General features: G+C 62.7%; 19 protein-coding genes. 7 read left to right on the top strand and 12 right to left on the bottom strand.

What is annotated here, in order from left to right; translation table 11 throughout:
- Nucleotides 1-81 precede the first annotated feature (81 nt).
- From BHD06_RS12070 to eutB, 7 genes are all read right to left on the bottom strand, one after another.
- Nucleotides 82-1185 (bottom strand): ABC transporter ATP-binding protein, encoded by a 1104-nt coding sequence (locus BHD06_RS12070; protein ID WP_080457260.1) that lies wholly within the window; start codon nucleotides 1183-1185, stop codon nucleotides 82-84.
- Nucleotides 1186-1413: 228 nt separating this feature from the next.
- On the bottom strand, nucleotides 1414-2784 hold the full coding sequence (locus BHD06_RS12065) for an aspartate aminotransferase family protein (RefSeq protein ID WP_080457259.1): 1371 nt from the start codon (nucleotides 2782-2784) through the stop codon (nucleotides 1414-1416).
- A gap of 80 nt (nucleotides 2785-2864) precedes the next feature.
- Nucleotides 2865-4340, bottom strand: a complete 1476-nt coding sequence (locus tag BHD06_RS12060; RefSeq protein ID WP_080457258.1) for an NAD-dependent succinate-semialdehyde dehydrogenase — start codon at nucleotides 4338-4340, stop codon at nucleotides 2865-2867.
- Between the two features lie 108 nt (nucleotides 4341-4448).
- Nucleotides 4449-4922 (bottom strand): Lrp/AsnC family transcriptional regulator, encoded by a 474-nt coding sequence (locus tag BHD06_RS12055; RefSeq protein WP_080457335.1) that lies wholly within the window; start codon nucleotides 4920-4922, stop codon nucleotides 4449-4451.
- A gap of 7 nt (nucleotides 4923-4929) precedes the next feature.
- A complete protein-coding gene (locus BHD06_RS12050; RefSeq protein ID WP_080457257.1) occupies nucleotides 4930-5694 on the bottom strand; it encodes a nitrilase-related carbon-nitrogen hydrolase in 765 nt (254 codons plus the stop codon).
- A complete protein-coding gene (locus BHD06_RS12045; protein ID WP_080457256.1) occupies nucleotides 5691-6680 on the bottom strand; it encodes a cyclodeaminase in 990 nt (329 codons plus the stop codon). Before BHD06_RS12045 ends, BHD06_RS12050 begins: the two co-directional genes overlap by 4 nt.
- A complete protein-coding gene (gene eutB / locus BHD06_RS12040) occupies nucleotides 6670-7671 on the bottom strand; it encodes a hydroxyectoine utilization dehydratase EutB (RefSeq protein ID WP_080457255.1) in 1002 nt (333 codons plus the stop codon). Before eutB ends, BHD06_RS12045 begins: the two co-directional genes overlap by 11 nt.
- A gap of 165 nt (nucleotides 7672-7836) precedes the next feature.
- Between eutB and BHD06_RS12035 the strand changes: the two genes are divergently transcribed.
- Nucleotides 7837-9021: a M24 family metallopeptidase gene (locus BHD06_RS12035; RefSeq protein WP_080457254.1), complete on the top strand. Its 1185-nt coding sequence runs from the start codon at nucleotides 7837-7839 to the stop codon at nucleotides 9019-9021.
- A gap of 55 nt (nucleotides 9022-9076) precedes the next feature.
- On the opposite strand, the gene BHD06_RS12030 is transcribed toward BHD06_RS12035, so the two are convergent.
- Both BHD06_RS12030 and BHD06_RS12025 read right to left on the bottom strand, forming a co-directional pair.
- Nucleotides 9077-10474 carry an aspartate aminotransferase family protein gene (locus BHD06_RS12030; protein WP_080457253.1) on the bottom strand — a complete coding sequence of 466 codons (1398 nt, stop codon included), beginning with the start codon at nucleotides 10472-10474 and terminating at the stop codon, nucleotides 9077-9079.
- Nucleotides 10475-10561: 87 nt separating this feature from the next.
- Nucleotides 10562-11257 (bottom strand): GntR family transcriptional regulator, encoded by a 696-nt coding sequence (locus BHD06_RS12025; protein WP_080457252.1) that lies wholly within the window; start codon nucleotides 11255-11257, stop codon nucleotides 10562-10564.
- 147 nt (nucleotides 11258-11404) lie between these two features.
- Here BHD06_RS12025 and BHD06_RS12020 point away from each other — a divergent pair, with 147 nt between their 5' ends.
- The 5 genes from BHD06_RS12020 to BHD06_RS12000 all read left to right on the top strand — a co-directional run bounded on the left by BHD06_RS12020 (nucleotide 11405) and on the right by BHD06_RS12000 (nucleotide 17060).
- Nucleotides 11405-12499, top strand: coding sequence for a polyamine ABC transporter substrate-binding protein (locus tag BHD06_RS12020; protein ID WP_080457251.1), 1095 nt, complete (start codon nucleotides 11405-11407; stop codon nucleotides 12497-12499).
- 71 nt (nucleotides 12500-12570) lie between these two features.
- The gene (locus BHD06_RS12015; RefSeq protein WP_080457250.1) at nucleotides 12571-13956 is read left to right on the top strand and encodes an ABC transporter ATP-binding protein; all 1386 of its coding nucleotides are present in this window, start codon (nucleotides 12571-12573) and stop codon (nucleotides 13954-13956) included.
- Nucleotides 13953-14843: an ABC transporter permease subunit gene (locus BHD06_RS12010; RefSeq protein WP_080457249.1), complete on the top strand. Its 891-nt coding sequence runs from the start codon at nucleotides 13953-13955 to the stop codon at nucleotides 14841-14843. Before BHD06_RS12015 ends, BHD06_RS12010 begins: the two co-directional genes overlap by 4 nt.
- Nucleotides 14844-14922: 79 nt before the next feature.
- Entirely contained in the window at nucleotides 14923-15738 is an 816-nt protein-coding gene (locus BHD06_RS12005; protein ID WP_080457248.1) for an ABC transporter permease, read from the top strand.
- Nucleotides 15735-17060 carry an FAD-binding oxidoreductase gene (locus BHD06_RS12000; RefSeq protein ID WP_080457247.1) on the top strand — a complete coding sequence of 442 codons (1326 nt, stop codon included), beginning with the start codon at nucleotides 15735-15737 and terminating at the stop codon, nucleotides 17058-17060. Before BHD06_RS12005 ends, BHD06_RS12000 begins: the two co-directional genes overlap by 4 nt.
- A 241-nt stretch (nucleotides 17061-17301) precedes the next feature.
- Here the strand turns inward: BHD06_RS12000 and BHD06_RS11995 are convergent, their stop codons facing one another.
- The 3 genes from BHD06_RS11995 to msrB are packed head-to-tail and all read right to left on the bottom strand — an operon-like array spanning nucleotide 17302 to nucleotide 19232.
- Nucleotides 17302-18255 carry a DMT family transporter gene (locus BHD06_RS11995; RefSeq protein WP_080457246.1) on the bottom strand — a complete coding sequence of 318 codons (954 nt, stop codon included), beginning with the start codon at nucleotides 18253-18255 and terminating at the stop codon, nucleotides 17302-17304.
- 18 nt (nucleotides 18256-18273) lie between these two features.
- On the bottom strand, nucleotides 18274-18786 hold the full coding sequence (msrA, locus tag BHD06_RS11990; RefSeq protein WP_080457245.1) for a peptide-methionine (S)-S-oxide reductase MsrA: 513 nt from the start codon (nucleotides 18784-18786) through the stop codon (nucleotides 18274-18276).
- Entirely contained in the window at nucleotides 18783-19232 is a 450-nt protein-coding gene (gene msrB / locus BHD06_RS11985) for a peptide-methionine (R)-S-oxide reductase MsrB (RefSeq protein ID WP_080457244.1), read from the bottom strand. The genes msrA and msrB overlap by 4 nt, the downstream gene beginning before the upstream one ends.
- A gap of 126 nt (nucleotides 19233-19358) precedes the next feature.
- Here msrB and BHD06_RS11980 point away from each other — a divergent pair, with 126 nt between their 5' ends.
- The gene (locus BHD06_RS11980) at nucleotides 19359-19877 is read left to right on the top strand and encodes a glutathione peroxidase (protein ID WP_080457243.1); all 519 of its coding nucleotides are present in this window, start codon (nucleotides 19359-19361) and stop codon (nucleotides 19875-19877) included.
- Nucleotides 19878-19894 lie beyond the last annotated feature (17 nt).

The following is a 19894-nucleotide window of genomic DNA, read 5'->3' as shown; positions in this document are numbered from 1 at the left end:
GGACCCCGGGTTACGGGTGGAAACATCCGAGGTCTCTTTCAATCCGCGCCGACGTGAGTGCCATTGCGGACGTGATCGAATCTATGTCGCGTCGAGCGCGCGGCAATCCTCGGGCAGCCAGCCGATCTCGATCTGCTCGCCGGGTTGCAGGCGGCGTTGGTCGGGGGCGTTGCGTGTCTTGATGATGAATTCATCGGTTCCGGCGACACGCAGTCGGGTGCGGAAGATGTCGCCCATGTAGATGAACTCGACCACTTCGGCCTTGAGCGTATGGGCATCCGGGCTCAGGCGCTCGCGGTTGAATTCCACCCGCTCGGGGCGGATCGAGATCAGCGTGCGGTCACCCGGCTTTTCCACGTTCACCGGCTTGGCGTCGATCAGCCCGCCATCGTCGAGTTGTACAAGCGCAAGCCCATTGTTGATTTCCTTGACGGTGCCTTCGAGCGTGTTGTTCTCGCCGATGAACTGCGCGACGAAACTGTTCTGCGGGCTTTCATAAAGCTCATCCGGCGGCGCGATCTGTTGGATTTTGCCATCGTTAAACACCGCGACCCGGTCCGACATGGTTAGCGCCTCAGTCTGGTCGTGGGTCACATAGACTGTGGTGATCCCCAACTCATGCGCGAGATGCGTGATCTCGAACTGCATCTTCTCGCGCAGCTGCTTGTCGAGCGCGCCGAGCGGTTCGTCCATCAGCACCAGTTCCGGCTCGAACACCAGAGCGCGGGCCAGTGCCACGCGCTGCTGCTGACCACCCGAGAGCTGCGCCGGGCGGCGTCCGCCGAATGCGCCCATCTCGACCATCTCCAGCGCGCGCTTGACCTTGGCCTCGCGGTCCGACTTGCCGATCTTGCGCACCTCGAGCGGAAAGCTGAGGTTCTCGGCAATGGTCATGTGGGGGAACAGGGCATAGTTCTGAAACACCATGCCGATGCCGCGTTTGTGCGGGGGGATGTTGTTGATGCTGACCCCGTCGAGCTTGATCTCGCCATGGGTCGCAGTCTCAAAGCCCGCGAGCATCATCAGGCAGGTGGTCTTGCCGGAGCCCGAGGGCCCGAGCATGGTCAGAAACTCGCCCTTGGGCAACGAGAGGTTGAGGTCTTTTACGACAAGCGTTTCGCCGTCGTAACTCTTCTGCACGCGTTCAAATGCAACGAACGCGTCGTTGTGTCCGGTCTCGGCCAATGCAGGCTCCCTGTTGTTTATGTGTCGTGAATTTTTCCACGTTCGGCAAAGACTAAAACGCCAAATTTCCAGTGATGCAAGTGAACAGCGACCCTTTTTGCAAGATTCCCGGCGTCGCAGGTCAAATTGACTGCAGGATCGTCAGATTCAGTCGAATGTCCTTCAATCTCATGCATAAAAAAGGGCCGTCAGAGTGATCTCTGCCGGCCCTTTCGCGCGGATTGTATTTTATCCGAGGATGGTTTTCACCGCTTTTGCAGTTTTCTCCACCACCTCGTCGGCCTCGGCCTTGGTCAGACAGAAGGGCGGGGCGAATCCCAGGATATCACCCTGTGGCATGGCGCGCGCAATGACGTGATCGGCGGCGAGCGCGGCGGAAATCTGCGGCCCCACCTTGTCAGCCGCGTCAAAGAAGGTGCGGCTGTCACGGTCCTTGACGAACTCCACCGCGCAGAGCATCCCCTCGCCGCGGATCTCGCCCACATTCGGGTGATGCCCGAGGGCCTCGGTCATGGTCTTGTTGAGATAGCCGCCCACCTCGCGGTTATTGGCGATCAGGTCCAACTCATCCAGCAGCTTGAGGTTGGCTACCCCCGCCGCTGCCCCGATGGGATGGGCCGAATAGGTCCAGCCGTGGCCGATCGGCCCATTCTCGTCGGTGCCCTGCTCCAGCACCTTCCACATCTTGTCGCTGACAATGCTGCCCGAAAGCGGCGCATAGGCCGAGGTCAGGCCCTTGGCGATGGTGATGAGATCGGGCTTGAGCCCGTAATGCTCGGAGCCGAACATCGTGCCGAGACGGCCAAAGCCGGTGACGACCTCGTCGGCAACCAGCAGGATGTCGTGCTTCTCCAAAATCGGCTGGATCGCCTCCCAATACCCGGTGGGCGGTGGCACGATGCCCCCGGTGCCCAGAACCGGCTCGCCGATGAAGGCGGCGATGGTGTCGGCCCCCTCGCGCGCGATCAGCCCTTCCAACTCTGCCGCGCAATGGGCGACGAACTGTTCCTCGGTCATGTTCACATCGTCGCGGCGATAATAATAGGGGGCCTCGGTGTGGAGCACCTGCGCCAGCGGCAGGTCGAATTTCTGATGGAAGAGATGCAGCCCCGTGAGCGAGCCGGTCATCAGGCCAGAGCCGTGATAGCCGCGCCAGCGCGAGATGATCTTCTTCTTCTCGGGGCGGCCGAGGATGTTGTTGTAATACCAGATCAGCTTGATGTTGGTCTCGTTGGCGTCCGACCCCGAGAGGCCGAAATAGACCTTGGACATGTGATCCGGTGCGCGGTCGAGGACCATCTTGGCGAGCGTGATCGACGCCTCGGTGCCGTGGCCCACATAGGCGTGGTAATAGGCAAGTTCCTTGGCCTGATCGGCGATGGCGTCGGCGATGTCCTGACGGCCATAGCCGACATTGACACAATAAAGCCCGGCGAAGGCGTCGAGCAGCTTGTTGCCCTCGCGGTCCTCGATATGGCTGCCGGTGCCGCCGGTGATGATCCGGTTCGGGGTCTCGCCTCGCGCGAATTGCGCCAGATGCGTCGAAGGGTGGAAGAAGTTTTCGCGATCCCATTGATCGAGTTGGTCGTTACGCAGCATTTTTTGTTCCTTTCGTTTTTCACGGGCACCGGAATTTTCAAAAATATTCCGGGCCGAAATCTATTCAATATTTCATCGGCTCACGCCCAATCGCGGCAGACATACTTGATCTCCATAAACTCCTCCATACCGCGCCTTGCCCCTTCACGGCCGAGCCCCGATTGCTTGACCCCGCCAAAGGGAATTGGCGCGCCGGTGACCTTGGTGCGGTTCACCGCCACCATGCCGAACTGCAACGCGCGCGTCATCCGGTAGATGCGGCGCGGGTCGTGGCTGTGCAGATAGGCGATCAGGCCGAATTCGGTCGCGTTGGCGCGGCGCACCACCTCGTCCTCGGTGTCGAAGGGTGCGATGGCGGCCACCGGGCCGAAGGTCTCGTCGCACATGATCGCCGCTGTATCGGGTACATCGGTCAGAACCGTGGGCTGATAGAAGAGCGGACCGAGATCATCGCGCTGCCCGCCGCAGGCCAGTTTCGCGCCGTGCTTGAGCGCATCGGCCACGTGTTCTTCCTGCTTCTGCACCGCACTCTCGTTCATCAGCGGGCCGATATCGGGGTCGTCCATGCCGCGCCCGAGGGTCAGTTTCTGCGTCTCCTCGGTGAAGCGGCGGCAGAATTCGTCATAAATCGCGCGCTCCACGTAGATGCGGTTGGCGCCCAGACAATCCTGCCCGGAGGTGGCGAATTTCGCCTTGATCGATTCCTCCACCGAGGTTTCAAGATCGGCGTTCCTGAACACAATCACCGGCGCGTGGCCACCCAGTTCCATGACCAGTTTCTTCACCGTGCCCGCGCATTGGCGGTAGAGCAATTGCCCGATATTGGTCGAGCCGGTGAAGCTGAGCGCGCGCACGCGCGTATCTTGCGTCCAGGGCTCCACCACGGTCGAAGCGCGCCCCGTGACCACGTTGAACACGCCTGCCGGGATGCCTGCCCGTTCGGCCAGTTCGGCCAGCGCCAGCGCCGAATAGGGCGTTTCGCCAGACGGGTGCGCCACCACGGTGCAGCCAGCCGCCATCGCCGCCGCCGCCTTTCGCGTCAGCATCGCGGCGGGGAAATTCCACGGCGTGATGAGGGCGGCGACGCCGACCGGCTCAAGCCACAATTCAACCTCTGCATCGGGCAGGTGGCTGGTCACACCCTCGATATTGGGGCGCTTTGACTCCTCGGCGTAATATTCCACGAAACTCGCCGCATAGTCGATCTCGCCGCGCGCTTCCGACAGGGGCTTGCCCTGTTCCAGCACCATGATCCGCGCGAGGTCTTCCCTGTGCTCGATCATAAGGTCGAACCAGCGGCGCAGGATGGCGGACCGGTCCTGCGGCAGGGTCATCGCCCAGTCGTCAAAGGCGACTTGGGCGGCATCCACCGCCGCGCGCGACTGATCGGCGCTGAGCGAGGCCACAGCGCCAAGCGCCGCCCCGTCGCCGGGGTTGCGCACGGCGATGGTCTCGCCGTCTTCGCCGGCCACCCATTTGCCACCCAGATAGGCGAAGTTGCGCACGAGGCGCGTGTCGGTGATCCCGTTGCGGGTCCAGATTGCTGAATCAGACATTTGGCCCTCCTTTCCCACAGAAGAATACACTGTGCGGGCAGAGGGTGGGGCTGACATTGCGGTTGGTTGAAGATTTTTCTAGCGAAAAACCTTATGCTAAAAGACGATTCATCTGAAAAACATATCCAGCGGTGGCAGCCGCGGGGATTTGACCGGCTTGGTCACGATATAGGTAAAATAGCGCGCCAGTCCGATCCGGGCCTCCAGCATCTCGTCGATAAGCCGCTGATAGGCGTCGATGTCACGGGTCACGATCTGCATCAGGTAGTCGAACCCGCCGCCCAAGGCCCAACAGGCCGTTACCTCACCGTAATGCTGTACGCTGTCCTCGAAGGCGCGGAAGCTGGCCGGGGTGTGGTCAGCCAGTTCCACCGCCACAAAAACCGTGACATGCGGCCCCAGCTTCTTGAGGCTGATGCGGGCGTGATATCCCTCGATCAGCCCGGCCCCTTCCAGCCGTTTCAACCGCTCCCAGCAGGGGCTCGCCGACAGGCCGACGCGGGTGGCCAATTGCGCCTTGGTGATGCGCCCCTCATCGGCCAGCACCCGCAGAATATCGAGATCGCGTGCGTCGAGTTTCAGCATGGCATCACAACCGCGCGCAATCGCGCAGATAGGGCAGGCGGGCTCGCGCGGCGGTCGCCGCGTCGCGGCTCAGTTCCGCCTCGATCACTGTTTCGGCCTGTCCCGCATCGGCCAGCACGTGACCAAGAGGATCGGCGATGCGGCTGCCGCCGTAGTAGCGCGCACCGTTTTCCTCGCCTGCGTGCCCGGCATAGGCCAGCCACAGCCCGTTCTCGAAGGCACGGGTCGGCACCACCTGCTCTGCCACAACGCCCCAATCGGCCCCTAGCGCCGTGGGCACGATCACCAGATCGGCCCCGCCCAATGCGGCCTGTCGCAGGCTCTCGGGAAACTCGACCTCGTAGCAGATCAGCATCGCCAGTCGCCACCCACCCAGATCGGCGAAGGTGACCGCTTCGCCATTGGCAAAGGCGCTTTCTTCGAAACTGCCCGGCGAAGGCAGGCGCTTGCGGTGATTGGCCAGCAACGCGCCGCGCGCATCGACCAGCGCCGCCGCATTGAAGAGCACGCCGTCGCCGCGCTCGGGATAGCCATATGCGATGGCGGTGCTGTGCCGCTTGGCCAGCGCCTTGATGCCGGACGCGAATGGCCCGGTTTCAGGTTCCTCGGCCAGACGTTCATGCGCCTCACCCGCGTCATAGCCCGACAGGAACAGTTCCGGGCAGACCAGCAGATCGAGGCTGCGCCCGGTCAGCAGACGATCCAGCACCGTCAACCGCGCCTCGGGGGTGCGCCCGGCGGCATCGCATTGATAGACACCCAGCCTCATGTATGGATCACCGTGCCCACCTCACGGCCCGCGAGGCGTGCCATGACATGGGTGGCGATCGCCGTGTCCTGCGCGCCGGTGCCGGTGAGGTCGCAGATCGTGACCTCGGATGCGTGACGCCGCCCGCGCGCGCGATGCCGGATCACATCGCCCAGTTCGACCGGACTATCCCCGGCCCAGAGCCCGGCCTCCAATGCGGCGCGCAATTCGCCCAGCGATTGCGCCTGCGGGGCGCGGTCGGCGACGTAGAGATCGGCCTGCACCAGCGCCTGCGGGTCGATCTCGTTCTTGCCGGCCTGATCCGACCCCATCGCGGTGATGTGCAATTCGGGGTGCAGCCACTCAGCCTTGATCACCGGCGCCTTGGCGGGGGTGGTGGTGATCACCAATTGGCTATCGCGCACCAGATGGGCGGGGGTGTCGACCACCTGAATATCGCAATTCAGATCGGACAAGTCACCGGCACACGCACGCGCCTTTTCTGCGTCCCGCCCCCAGATCAGCAGCCGCTCAAAGGGCCGCACCAGACAGGCCGCCCGCGCCTGAAGCCGGGCCTGCACGCCGGTGCCGATCACGCCTGCCGTCTGCACCGTCTCGGGGGCGAGGTATTGTGCCGCGACAGCCCCGGCCGCTGCGGTCCGCAGATCGGTCAGGTAGCCGTTGTCGAGAAACACCGCCTCGACCAGCCCGGTTTTGGCCGAGAACAGGATCATCAACCCGTTGAGACTGGGCAGGCCCAGCTTGGGATTGTCAAAAAATCCGGGGCTGACCTTGATTGCGAACCCGTCGAATCCCGGGATATAGGCGGATTTCACATCCACCTCGCCATGCGCCTCGGCGAGGTCCATCGACATCACCGGCGGCATTACCACCCCGCCATCCGAGAGCGCACCGAACGCCTGTTCGATCACCTTCACGGTGTCGCGGTCGAGCGTCACAGCGGTGCGCAATTCCGCCTCGGTCACGATCCGGATGTCATGTGCCATATGCTTTGCCCTCGATCACCATGTCGCCCAGTTTCACGTCCTGCCCGGTGATGACCCGGGTGAACATCTCCATATCCAGATTGCGGCCGGTGATGATGGTGGCGGTCGGGGCACCCACGCTCAGCTTGCCCGACAGCACCGCCGCCAGCCCCACCACGCAGGCCCCCTCGGCCACGATCCGATCCTCGTAATAGAGCACCTGCATGGCGTGGTAGATTTCATCCTCGGTGACGAGCACAACCTCGTCCAGCAGATCGCGGCACATTGGAAAGCTCAGCCGGTTCTGCATGCCGATGCCCCCACCGAGAGAATCGGCGAGGCTCGCCACCTCCTCGACCTCGACGGGGTGGCCCGCGCGCAGGCTCTCGTGCATCGCGGCCCCCCGGTCCATGCTGATGCCCACCACGCGGAGCGACGGCTTGATTGCCTTCGCGGCCATCGCCACGCCCGCCGCCAGCCCGCCGCCCGAGAGAGGCACCAGAAGAACCTCGATATCAGGCCGGGCGGCCATGATCTCCAGCCCGATAGTGCCCTGGCCCGCGATCACCTTCGGGTCATCGAAAGGCGAGATTTCCGTCAGCCCCTCCTCGGCCACCAGCCGCTCGGCCTCGGCCTGCGCCGCGTCCTGACTGCGCCCGATGATGCAGACCTCGGCCCCCAGGGCACGGATGCCGTCGACCTTGGCCTGCGGTACCAGTTCCGACATGCAGATGACGGCGCGAATGCCCCTCTCTCGGGCCGCGTATGCCACGCCGCGCCCGTGATTGCCGGTGGAGCAGCAGGTGACGCCCGCAGCCTCGTGCACCCCGGCCACGGCAGTCAACGCCCCACGCAGCTTGAACGCGCCGATGGGCTGCATGTTCTCCAGTTTGAGCAGGAAATCATGGCCGCAAATCGCGCTCATATGCGGCGACGGCACCAGCGGCGTGGCATCGGCCACCCCGGCGATCACCTTTGCGGCGGCGTGAACATCGGCCAGAACCGGGCGCATCGCTGTCTCCTTTTAGCAATTTGTGCGCAATCTGCGCGCGGTGCAGCCTACCGTCAACTCTGCGTCATCACATGGCCTGAAAACGACATGCAGTGGCGTATTTCTTGGGGCAGCCCGGCTAAAAACCTCTTAACCGAGCCGAATATCCAACCGACGGGCCCTGCAATGATCGAAAAAGACCTTCCCTTCTCTGACCAGGAATATCAGCGCCGCCTCGAGAAAACCCGCGCCGCCATGGCCGCGCGCGATCTCGACGTGATCTTCGTCACTGATCCCTCGAACCAACATTGGCTGACCGGCTATGACGGATGGTCCTTCTATGTGCATCAGGGCGTGCTGGTCTTTCCCGATGCAGATCCGATCTGGTGGGGCCGCAATCAGGATGCCAATGGCGGCGTGCGCACGGTCTGGATGACCGATGACCGGGTGATCGGGTATCCCGACAACTACGTGCAATCCACCGACCGCCATCCGATGCAGGATTTGGCAGAACGCCTGACCGGCATGGGGCTGGCGGACAAGCGGATCGGCGTCGAGATGGACAATTACTATTTCTCCGCCAAGGCCATGCAGACCCTGCGCGAGGAGCTGCCCGGTGCGACGTTTCTCGATGTGACAAGCCTTGTGAACTGGCAGCGCGGGGTGAAATCGGACGAGGAACTGACCTTCATTCGCAAGGCCGCCGCGATCTCGGAAAAGATCACCGATGGCCTGTTCGAGCGGGTCGAGCCGGGGGTTGCCAAGAACGAAATCGTCGCCGAGATTTTCCGTGACGCGATCCGCGGCGTCGAGGGCGCGTGGGGCGATTATCCGGCGATCGTACCGCTGTTGCCGTCGGGCTCAGACGCTGCCGCCCCACACCTGACATGGGACGGGCGTGAGTTTGCCACCGGCGAGGCGACCTTCTTCGAGATTTCAGGCTGCTACCGTCGCTATCACGCGCCGCTCTGCCGGACGCTTTTCCTCGGCAAGCCGCCGCAGTTCCTGCTCGACGCGGAAAATGCGCTGGTCGAGGGGCTGGAGGCCGGGCTCGAGGCCGCAAAGGCCGGCAATCGTGCCTGTGATGTGGCCAATGCGCTGGCCGCCCCGCTGGAACGCGCGGGCATCGAGCGCGGTGCGCGCTGCGGCTATCCCATCGGGCTCAGCTATCCGCCCGACTGGGGTGAGCGCACCATCAGCTTGCGCGCCGAGGACGAGAGCGTTCTGGAACCGGGCATGACCTTTCACTTCATGCCGGGGCTGTGGATGTCCGACTGGGGGTTGGAAATCACCGAGTCGATCCTCATCAAGGAGAGCGGACCGGCGGAAACCTTCTGCAACCGCCCTCGCAAGATGTATGTGAAAGACTGAAACCCCTGGCTTCATTGTTCCGGACATACTCCGGGGAGTGTGAGGGGCTGGCCCCTCACGTCGCCGCTTGCATCAATCCCTCGGCCCGGATCTGGCGCTCGGCCTCGTCGAGCGATTGCCATGCGCGCTCGATCAGCGTGTCGATCTCGGACTTGGAAATCACCAGCGGCGGCGAGATGATCATCCGGTCGCCGACATGGCGCATCACCAGATTGTTGGCGAAACAGCGTTCGCGGCAGATATACCCGGCGGTGCCCGGCTCCGAGGCGAACTTGGCCCGGCTGTCCTTGTGCGGGGTGAGCGCGATGGAGCCCATCATGCCGACGATCTGCGCCTCGCCTACTAGCGGGTGTTCGGCAAGGCCGCGCCATTTTTCCTGCAAGTAGGGACCGGTGTCTTTTGCCACGCGCTCGACGATCTTTTCCTCTTCGAGGATGCGCAGGTTTTCCAGCGCCACGGCGCAGGATACCGGATGCCCGGAATAGGTGTAGCCGTGGTTGAATTCGCAAGCGTTCATCACCTGCGCCACCTTGTCCGAGACGATCGAGCCGCCGATGGGCGCATAGCCTGAGCTAAGCCCCTTGGCGATGGTCATGATGTCGGGGCGGATCGCGAAGGTCTGGCTGCCGAACCAGTTGCCGGTGCGACCGAATCCGCAGATCACCTCGTCGGCGATGAGAAGGATGCCGTATTTGTCGCAAATCCGCTGGATTTCCGGCCAGTAGCTGTCGGGCGGCACGATCACGCCGCCCGCGCCCTGCACCGGCTCGGCGATGAAGGCCGCGACGCGGTGCGCGCCCAACTCCTCGATCCTGGCCTCAAGCTGGCGGGCGCGTTCCAGACCGAATTCATCGGGGTCGGTGTCGTCGCCTTCGGCATACCAGTTGGGCTGGTCGATATAGTGAATGTCGGGAATCGGCATGCCGCCCTGCGCGTGCATGCCGGTCATGCCGCCGAGGCTGCCGCTGCCGACCGAGGAGCCGTGATAGGCGTTCTTGCGGCTGATGATCACGGTGCGCTCGGGCTCGCCCATCTCGGCCCAATAGGTGCGTACCATGCGGATATTGGTGTCGTTCGCCTCGGATCCCGACCCGGCGTAGAAGATGTGGTTGAGATCGCCCGGCGCCAGTTCCGCGAGCTTGGCCGAGAGGGCGATGGCGGGCACGTGGCTGGTCTGGAAGAAAGTGTTGTAATAGGGCAGTTCGCGCATCTGGCGGGCGGCGACATCGGCCAGTTCCTCGCGTCCGTAGCCGATATTGACGCACCAGAGCCCGCCCATCGCATCGAGGATTTCGTTACCCTCGCTGTCGGTCAGGGTGACGCCACGGGCGCGAGTGATAATACGCGCGCCCTTGGTCCTGAGTTCGTCGCCATGGGTGAAGGGGTGCATGTGATGCGCGGCATCCAGCGCCTGAAGCTCGGCTGTGGGCATGTGGTTGGTGATCGTGCTCATGGCAGTACCTCTCGCGAATGACTGGCCCGACGCAGAGGCGCGGGCGTTTTCCCAAGAATATGATCAAATTTTCCGCTGTCAATCGAATCAGTACGCGCGGCCCTGAGGGGCGATGGATTGGCGCACCTGCTCCATTCCCTGTGTCACGTCCTCGCGGATTGCGCGCGCGGCGGCCTCGGCATCGCCCGCGTGCATCGCGGCGAGCATGTCCTTGTGCTTGTCCGGCAGGTTCTGCGTTCCCATGCGCCCGCAGACCACGCGCAGCGAGGGGCCGAATCGCAGCCAAAGCCCATCCGCCACATCGGCGAGGATTGGGGCCCCTGCCAACTCGTAGATCCGTGTGTGAAAGCGGTAGTTAAGTTCGAGATAGGCGCGCAGATCGCCCAGCGCGATGGCCTGATCCAATTCGTTGTCGAGAGTTGTCAGTCGGGCCAGGTCCTCGTGCGATGCGCACTCGGTGGCGCGGGCCGTCAGGTGAGGGTCAAGCCATTGACGTGCAACGATCAATTCGCTGATATTGTCTGGTGTCAGAAGCGGCACGCTGACCCGTCTGTTGCCCTGGAATTCCAGCGCGCCGCCCGAGATGAGACGGCGGATCGCCTCGCGCACCGGGGTCATGCCCGCTCCGAGCCGCTCGCTGAGCCCCTGGATGGTCACTGCCTGCCCGGGTGCAAGATCACCGAAAAGCACCAGCGCACGCAACTGCCGATAGATCAACTCATGCGCCGGCATGCGCGGTTCTGGGTTGGTGGTGGTGCTGAATTTCTGTGCGGCTTTAGGCATGGAGGGGGTACCCCGATCACTGCTCTCAATCTCTGACCTTGCGAGTTTAACGACTGCGTGAAAACATTACCATATTGCCAGGCGTGGTATTTTTTGATCAAATCCGTGCCAAGGCAGAGAACATGCCGAAACCAACGGGAGAAGATAATGCGAAACCTCATGCTGACCACCACTGCGACGCTTGCGCTTGCGGCGTCCGCCGCCTCTGCGCAGGAGGTCCGTGTCTATAACTGGTCCGACTATATCGACGAGGACCTGTTGACACAGTTCGAAGAGGAGACCGGGCTTGACCTGACCTATGACGTGTTCGACAGCAACGAATTGCTCGAGACGAAGATGCTGGCAGGCGGCTCAGGATATGATGTGGTTGTCCCAACTGGCAGTTTCCTGCTGCGGCAGATTCAGGCGGGTGCGTTCCAGAAGCTCGACTATGACAAGTTGCCCAACTCCGACAACCTGTGGGACGTGATCAAAGAGCGCCTCAAAGGCTATGGGTCCGACGTGAAGATCAGCGATTATGCGATCAACTACATGTGGGGCACGACCGGGCTTGGTGTGAACACCGGCAAGGTCGAGGAGGCCCTGGGTGCGGATGCGCCGATCGACAGTCTTGCACTGATCTTTGAGCCGGAGAACATGGAAAAGCTGGCCGAATGCGGGGTGCATTTCCTCGATGCGCCGGACGAGGTGATACCTGCCGCGCTGACCTATCTGGGTTTTGATCCCAATAGCACCGACGCCGACGAGCTGGAGAAGGCGGGTGAGCTTTTGATGTCGGTCCGTCCCTATGTGCAGAAGTTCCACAGCTCGGAGTATATCAACGGGCTGGCCAATGGTGATATCTGTGTTGCGATCGGTTGGTCGGGCGACGTGTTGCAGGCGCGCGACCGGGCCGATGAGGCCGATAACGGTGTTGAGATCGCCTACAACGCCCCCAAGGAGGGTGCTGTTATGTGGTTTGACATGATGGCGATTCCGGTTGATGCGCCCAATCCCGACGGCGCGCACAAGTTCCTGAATTTCATCATGGATGCGCAGAACATGGCCGCGGCGTCGAACTATGTCTATTACGCCAATGGTAACAAGGCCTCGCAGGAATATCTCAATGAGGACGTGATCACCGATCCGGCGATTTATCCCTCGGAAGAGGCGCTCGACAATACCTACATCAAAACGCCCTATGATGCGCGGGTGCAGCGGACGGTGACCCGTCTGTGGACCAAGATCAAGTCCGGCACCTGATCGGGTGACATGACCGAGCCGCGCAAGGCCAGTCCTTGCGCGGGTCTTTTGGAAGCCAGGCAGGGACAGGCATGTCACAAATCGCATTTGAGCCGTGGAACGATCCGAACGCCAAGCCGCTGATACAATTCAAGAACGTCACCAAGCGGTTCGGCGAATTCGTAGCGATCGACAATCAGAGCTTTGACATCTACGAAAAGGAGTTCTTCGCGTTGTTGGGGCCCTCGGGCTGCGGCAAGACGACGATGATGCGGATGCTCGCGGGGTTCGAGGCGCCGACCGAGGGCACGATCCTGCTGGGCGGGCAGGATATCGCGCCGTTTCCACCCAACAAGCGGGCGGTGAACATGATGTTCCAGTCCTACGCGCTGTTTCCGCATCTGTCGGTGTGGGACAATATCGCCTTTGGCCTGAAGCGCGACGGCAAATCAAAAGACCAGATCGCCGCGCGGGTGGAGGAAATGCTCAAGCTGACGCGGCTGGAGCAATTCGCGCGCCGCAAGCCGCATCAGATCTCCGGCGGGCAGCGGCAGCGGGTGGCGCTGGCGCGAAGTCTTGCCAAGGCGCCGAAGCTGTTGTTGCTGGACGAGCCGCTGGGCGCACTCGACGCCAAGCTGCGGCAGGCGACGCAGTTCGAATTGATGGATATCCAGGAAAAGACCGGCACCACATTCGTGATCGTCACCCATGATCAGGAAGAGGCGATGACGGTGGCGAGCCGTGTCGCGGTGATGGACAACGGCAAGATCATTCAGGCCGACACGCCGCAGGTGATCTACGAGGCTCCGGCCTCGCGCTATGTGGCTGATTTCATTGGCGACGTGAACCTGATTGACGGGGTGGCGGAGGCGCGGAAGGGTGCGCAGGAGACCGCGCCCGCAGAGCCGGAGGCGGCCAAGCAGGCAGAGCCCGAGGCGGCCAAGCTGTCGGAACACGAGGCCCCCGCCGCAGCATCTGAACGCCGCGTGCCGCAACCCAACGCGCGCGGCAAGTGGTTGCATGACAAGCTCTTCAGATACATTCTCGGCGCGCGCGAGGACGCCCCCAAGCAATTGCCCCCGCCGACACCTGGGGAAAGCGAAGCAGCCGCGACCGCGTCGCGGCCTGATGTGATCGCTCCGGGCGGGATCACCATTCACTGGGCGGAGGGGCAGCCGCCGCTTATCGTCAGCAATGGTGATCCGGCGTTGGCCGGGCAGCGCGTGACCTTGGCGCTGCGGCCTGAAAAGCTGGGTATTTCCAAGGACAGGCCGGAGTCGGCGAACGCCCTTAAGGGCAAGGTGATCGACATCGCCTATCTGGGCAACCTGTCGACCTATCATGTCGAATTGGCCAATGGCCTTATGGTCAAGGCGCAGTTGGCCAACACCCGCCGTGTCGCGCAACGTGACATCACCTGGGAAGACGAGGTCTGGATCAGTTTCCGCGAGACCGCCGGTGTGGTGCTGAGCGAATGAGACGCGCGACGCTCATCCTTCTGCCCTATCTCTGGCTACTGGCGCTGTTTCTGGTGCCGTTCGTCATCGTGCTCAAGATATCATTGTCGGATATCGCGCTGGCGATTCCCCCCTATACGCCGACGCTCGATTTCTCGGCGGGCTGGCAGGGGATCAGGAATTTTTTCGCTGGGCTCGATTTCGAGAATTTCGTGTTTTTGACCACGGACGATCTTTACTGGAAAGCCTATCTCTCGTCGCTGAAGATCGCGTCCATCGCCACGTTCTGCACGCTGCTGGTGGGGTATCCAATTGCCTATGGCATGGCCAACGCGCCCGATCACTGGCGTCCCACGCTGATGATGCTGGTGATCCTGCCGTTTTGGACCTCGTTCCTGATCCGGGTCTATTCGTGGATGGGGATCCTGTCGACCGAGGGCTATCTGAACCAGCTCTTGCTTGGCATGGGGCTGATTTCGGAGCCTCTGACGATCCTCAACACGCCCGTGGCGGTCTATATCGGCATCGTCTACACCTATCTGCCCTTCATGATCCTGCCGATCTATTCGGCGCTGGAGCGGATGGACGGATCCCTGCTGGAGGCGGCCGAGGATCTGGGCTGTTCGCGGGTCAAGGCGTTCTGGCTGATCACCGTGCCGCTGTCCAAGACCGGCATCATCGCCGGCTGTTTTCTGGTGTTTATCCCGACCATCGGCGAATTCGTGATCCCGTCGCTTCTGGGCGGGTCGCAGACGCTGATGATCGGCAAGGTGTTGTGGGAAGAGTTCTTCAACAACCGCGACTGGCCGGTCGCGAGTGCCGTGGCGGTGGTGCTCTTGCTCATTCTGATCATCCCCATCGTGCTCTTTCAGCGCAACGAGCAGAAACAGCGGGAGGCCGAAGGATGACGCGACGTTGGCCGCCGAAATCTTCAAGAGATTTCGATCTGATTTCTTCTCAAGAAATCGGCACCCGGGAGGGCTGTGCATGAGACGGTTGACATGGTTCAACGCCACTTCGCTGACGCTCGGCTTTGCCTTTCTCTACCTGCCGATGCTGATCCTGATCGTCTACAGCTTCAACGAATCGAAACTGGTGACAGTCTGGGCCGGGTTCTCGACCAAGTGGTATGGCACGCTGATCCAGAACGACGCGTTTCTTGACGCGGCGTGGGTGACGCTTCAGGTGGCGGTCGTGTCCTCGACCATCGCGACGGTGCTGGGCACGATGGCTGCGCTGGTGCTGGTGCGAGCGGGGCGGTTTTATGGGCGCACGCTGTTTTCCGGCATGATCTATGCGCCGCTGGTGATGCCCGAGGTGATTACCGGCCTGTCGCTGCTATTGCTCTTTATCGGGATCGGGCTGGACCGGGGTATCCTGACCATCATCCTCGCGCATACCACCTTTTCGATGGCCTTCGTCTCGGTCGTGGTGTCCTCGCGGTTGGTGACCTTTGACCGTTCGCTCGAGGAGGCGGCGCTTGACCTGGGGTGCTCGCATTTCGATGCGTTCCGCCTCGTGACCCTGCCGATCATCGCACCGGCGGTGATTTCCGGCTGGTTGCTGGCCTTCACGCTGTCGCTTGACGATCTGGTGATTGCGTCCTTTACCGCCGGGCCGTCGGCCACGACGCTGCCGATCAAAATCTGGTCGTCGATCCGGCTGGGCGTCAGCCCCGAGATCAACGCACTTTCGACCATCATGATCGCCATCGTCGCGGTGGGGGTGATCACCGCGTCGCTGATCACCAAGCGTGCCAGCCTGCGTCAACAGGCCGACGAACGCGCTGCCGTGCACGTATGAGCCGGGTCTATCCGGCGTATGCCTATGGCGAGGGGCCGCGCGCGCAGTGTTACTGGCCCATCACTGTCACGCCGCCCCACTACCCGGCGGCGGAGGGGCGGATCACCTGCGATGTGGCGGTAATCGGTGCAGGGGTCACCGGGTTGTCGGCCGCGCTGCATCTGGCGGAGGCGGGGCAGGATGTGCGGGTGTTCGAGGCGCAGACGCCCGGCTGGGGGGCGTCCGGGCGTAATGGCGGGTTCTGCTGTCTGGGGGGCTCTGCCGCGTCTGACACGATCCTGCGCAAGACCCATGGCGAGGACGCGCGGCGGGAGTATCGCACTGCCGAGGTCGAAGCGGCGCGGTTTGCCCGCGACCTCATTGCGCGGTATGGAATTGAGGCCGACCTGCATTCCGAGGGCGAGACGCTGCTGGCGCATACGCCGCGTGCGGCGCAGGGGTTTGGCGCGCGGGCCAAGCGGATCGAGGCCGATTATGGCGTGGTGCCGGAGTTCATCGCCGGGTCTGAACTGGCGCGGGTGGGCATGCGCGGCCCATTCCACGCGGCGCTCACCACGCCCATCGGCGTGGCTCTCAATCCGATGAAGTATACGGTCGGGCTTGCGCAGGCCGCGGTAAGCGTCGGCGCGCGTCTTCATGGCGGTTGCCCGGTAACTGCGATCCGGCAGAACGGCGCGTTTTACCTGACCACACCACAGGCGCAGGTCACCGCGCGGCGGCTGATCGTGGCGACCAACGGATATTCGTCCGATGACCTGCCGGGGTGGATGCGGGCGCGCTATCTGCCGACGCAATCCAACGTTATCGTGACGCGGGTGATGAGTGATGATGAACTGGCCGCCCAAGGCTGGACCACGCGGCAGATGTGTTATGACGACCGGTTTTTTCTGCATTATTTCCGGCTGATGCCGGATAACCGGATGCTGTTCGGCATGCGCGGTGGGCTGTTTTCCTCGGCCCGGTTCGATGCGCGGATGCATCGCACGATCCGGGCGCATTTCGAGCGGATGTTCCCGGCGTGGGCCCATGTCGAGACGCCGCACAGCTGGAATGGGCTACTGTCGCTGTCGCCCGATTTGACGCCCTATGCCGGGCCTATCCCGGGCATGCCGGGGGCGTTCACCGGGCTGAGTTATCATGGCAACGGGGTTTCCATGGGGAGTTACGCCGGGGCGCTGCTGGCCGATCTGGCGATGGACCAGGTGCCGGGGCGTCTCTATCCGGAGATCCTGCGCAAGCCGCCGGGGCGCTGGCCTTTGGGGCGGATGCGCCGCGCGATGCTCTGGCCGCCTTATGCATTGGCGACGTTGACCGGGGGATAGGCGGGGGTGTTTTGGCTTGGAGCGGTCGTTGCCGTGAGCCGCGCATCGACGGGCCGCGGTGCGGCGATCCGACCTCAGTTTTGTAGTGCTTTATATCAACCAAATCCGAATAACATCAGAGCGCAGAGCAGGTTGTGGCCAAATCGCCGTGCCGGGGGACGGCCCGGCGATGCGCGGCGGCCTTCGGCCGCGTTTCGCGCAGGTGCTTCAATCTGATGTCCGCTCCAGACCAAGCCCAACCCTATTCCGGCGATCGCGCTGACCTTGCCCGGTTACGTCTGATCCCCAGCTGACGCTCGCGCCAGATGATGATGATTCCGGCCAGGATGACCAGCGACGCGCCGGTGAGCATCGCGCGCGTCGGCACCTCGTCGAAGATGAAATAGCCGATTCCGAGGGCGAAGAGGATCGAGGCGTAATCGAACGGGGCCACCACGCTGGCATCGGCGAAGCGGTAGGAGGAGGTGAGGAAAATCTGCCCCAGACCGCCGAGAAGCCCGGCGAGGACCAGAAGGCCGAATTCCGGCCCCGAGGGCAGCACCCAGCCGAACGGGATGGTGAGCAGGGACAGGCCGGTCGAGGTGATCGAGAAATAGAAGACGATGGCGCTGGTTTCCTCGCTCTGCACCAGCTTGCGCACGTAGATCTGCGCGAGTGCTGCGCAGATCGCACCGGTGAGGGCGAGCATCGCGCCCACGGCCTGCATCGTCTCGACCGTCGGGCCGCTCAGCGCCGTGAGGCGCGGGGCGAGGACGATCAGGACGCCGACAAGCCCGAGGGCAACGGCGCTGATGCGGAACACGCCCACCTCTTCGTTGAGGAACATCGCGGCGAAGATCACCACGAGGAGCGGCGCGGCATAGGTCAGCGCCGTCACCTCGGGTAGGGGCAAGAGGCCGAGCGCGGCAAAGCCCAGACCCATCGCCGCCGTTCCCACGACCCCGCGCCAGACATGGCCCATCGGCGCGCGCACTTTCAAGCCGGTCCGCAGGTCGCCGCGCAGGGTCAGCCATAGCAGAATGACCGGGATGGCAAAGAAGGACCGGAAGAACACCGATTCGCCAGGTGGTACATGGTCCGACACCGCCTTGATCAGCGAAGACATGGTGATGAACAGCATCACCGAACACAGCTTGAGCAGGATGCCGGTCAGGGGGCGCGTGTGTTTGGGTGCATCGCCCCTCTGGTGTGTCATGTCGGTCTCGGGTCCGGCTCAGGCGTCGGTGTCTGCCTCGGTGCGGGGCAGCACCCAATCGGCGCGCGGGAAGTGACAGGTATAGCCCTGCGGAAAGCGTTTCAGGTAATCCTGATGCTCCGGCTCCGCCTCCCAGAAATCGCCAACGGGTTCGACCTCGGTCACCACCTTGCCGGGCCAGAGGCCGCTGGCTTCGACATCGGCGATGGTGCGCAGTGCCTCGGCCTTCTGCGCGTCGGAGCAATAATAGATTGCCGAGCGATAGCTCATCCCCACATCATTGCCCTGCCGGTTATAGGTGGTGGGGTCGTGGATCTGGAAGAACACCTCAAGGATGCGCCGATAGCTGAGTTTCGCGGGGTCGAAGATGATCTCGATCCCTTCGGCATGGGTGCCGTGATTGCGATAGGTGGCATGGGGCACATCGCCGCCGGTATAGCCCACCCGCGTCGAGATCACGCCGGGCAGCGCGCGAATCAGATCCTGCATGCCCCAAAAACAACCGCCTGCCAGAACTGCACGTTCGCTCATGTCACATCCTCCACCTGATCGAGATACGCGCCGTATCCCTGCGCGTCCATGTCGTCGCGATGAATGAATCGCAGGCTTGCCGAGTTGATGCAATAGCGCAGGCCGCCCCGATCGCGGGGGCCATCGGGAAAGACATGGCCCAAGTGGCTGTCGCCATCGCGGCTGCGCACCTCGGTGCGGATCATGCCCATGGTTAAATCCTTGATTTCGGCCACATGCGCGGGTTCGATCGGCTTGGTGAAGCTAGGCCAGCCGCAGCCCGACTCGTACTTGTCGGAACTGGCGAATAACGGCTCGCCGCTGACGATATCGACGTAGATGCCCGGCTCCTTGTTGTTGAGGTATTTACCCGAGCCGGGTCGTTCGGTGCCGCTTTTCTGGGTCACCCGGTATTCCTCGGGTGAGAGGGCGGCGATCCTGTCGGGGTCTTTGCGGTATTCGGTCACGTCTCGCGCCTCCTGTGCTATGTTCCAGAGTATCAGATGGGGTGCGGGCTGGAAAATGAAATAGGGCGCGGGGGTGATCCGCAGCGGTCTTGCCTGCGTAAGCCTGTCAGACACATGGAGAATAGAATGCGCCTGATCACAGGTCTTATCGCCCTGATTTTCGCCCTGCCCGCAGCCGCGCTCGATCTCGATGCGCCGTTCGGCAATATCGACGGGGGCGAGTTGCGCCTCAGTGATTGGCGCGGGCAGCCGGTGTTGGTGGTCAATACCGCCTCGCGTTGCGGCTTTACCGGTCAGTATGACGGATTGCAGGCGCTTTACGATGCTTGCCGCGACCGGGGTCTTGTGGTTCTGGCGGTGCCTTCCGATGATTTCCGGCAGGAATTGTCGAGCGAGGCAGAGGTCAAGGAATTCTGCGAGGTCAATTTCGGCCTCGATATCCCGATGACCACGATTACCCCGGTGCGCGGATCACAGGCACACCCGTTCTACGCCTCGTTGGCGCAAGAGACGGGATTTGCGCCCTCGTGGAATTTCAACAAGGTGCTGATCGCGCCCGATGGCGTGGTTGCGGCCACATGGGGATCGGGCGCGCGCCCGACCTCGCGCGAAATCACCGGGCTGATCGAGGCGCTGCTGCGATAGCAAACGCCCCGATCGAA

Source organism: Roseovarius sp. A-2, assembly GCF_002072155.1.
Classification (GTDB): Bacteria; Pseudomonadota; Alphaproteobacteria; order Rhodobacterales; family Rhodobacteraceae; genus Roseovarius.
This window is presented reverse-complemented; position numbering and strand designations above follow the sequence as displayed.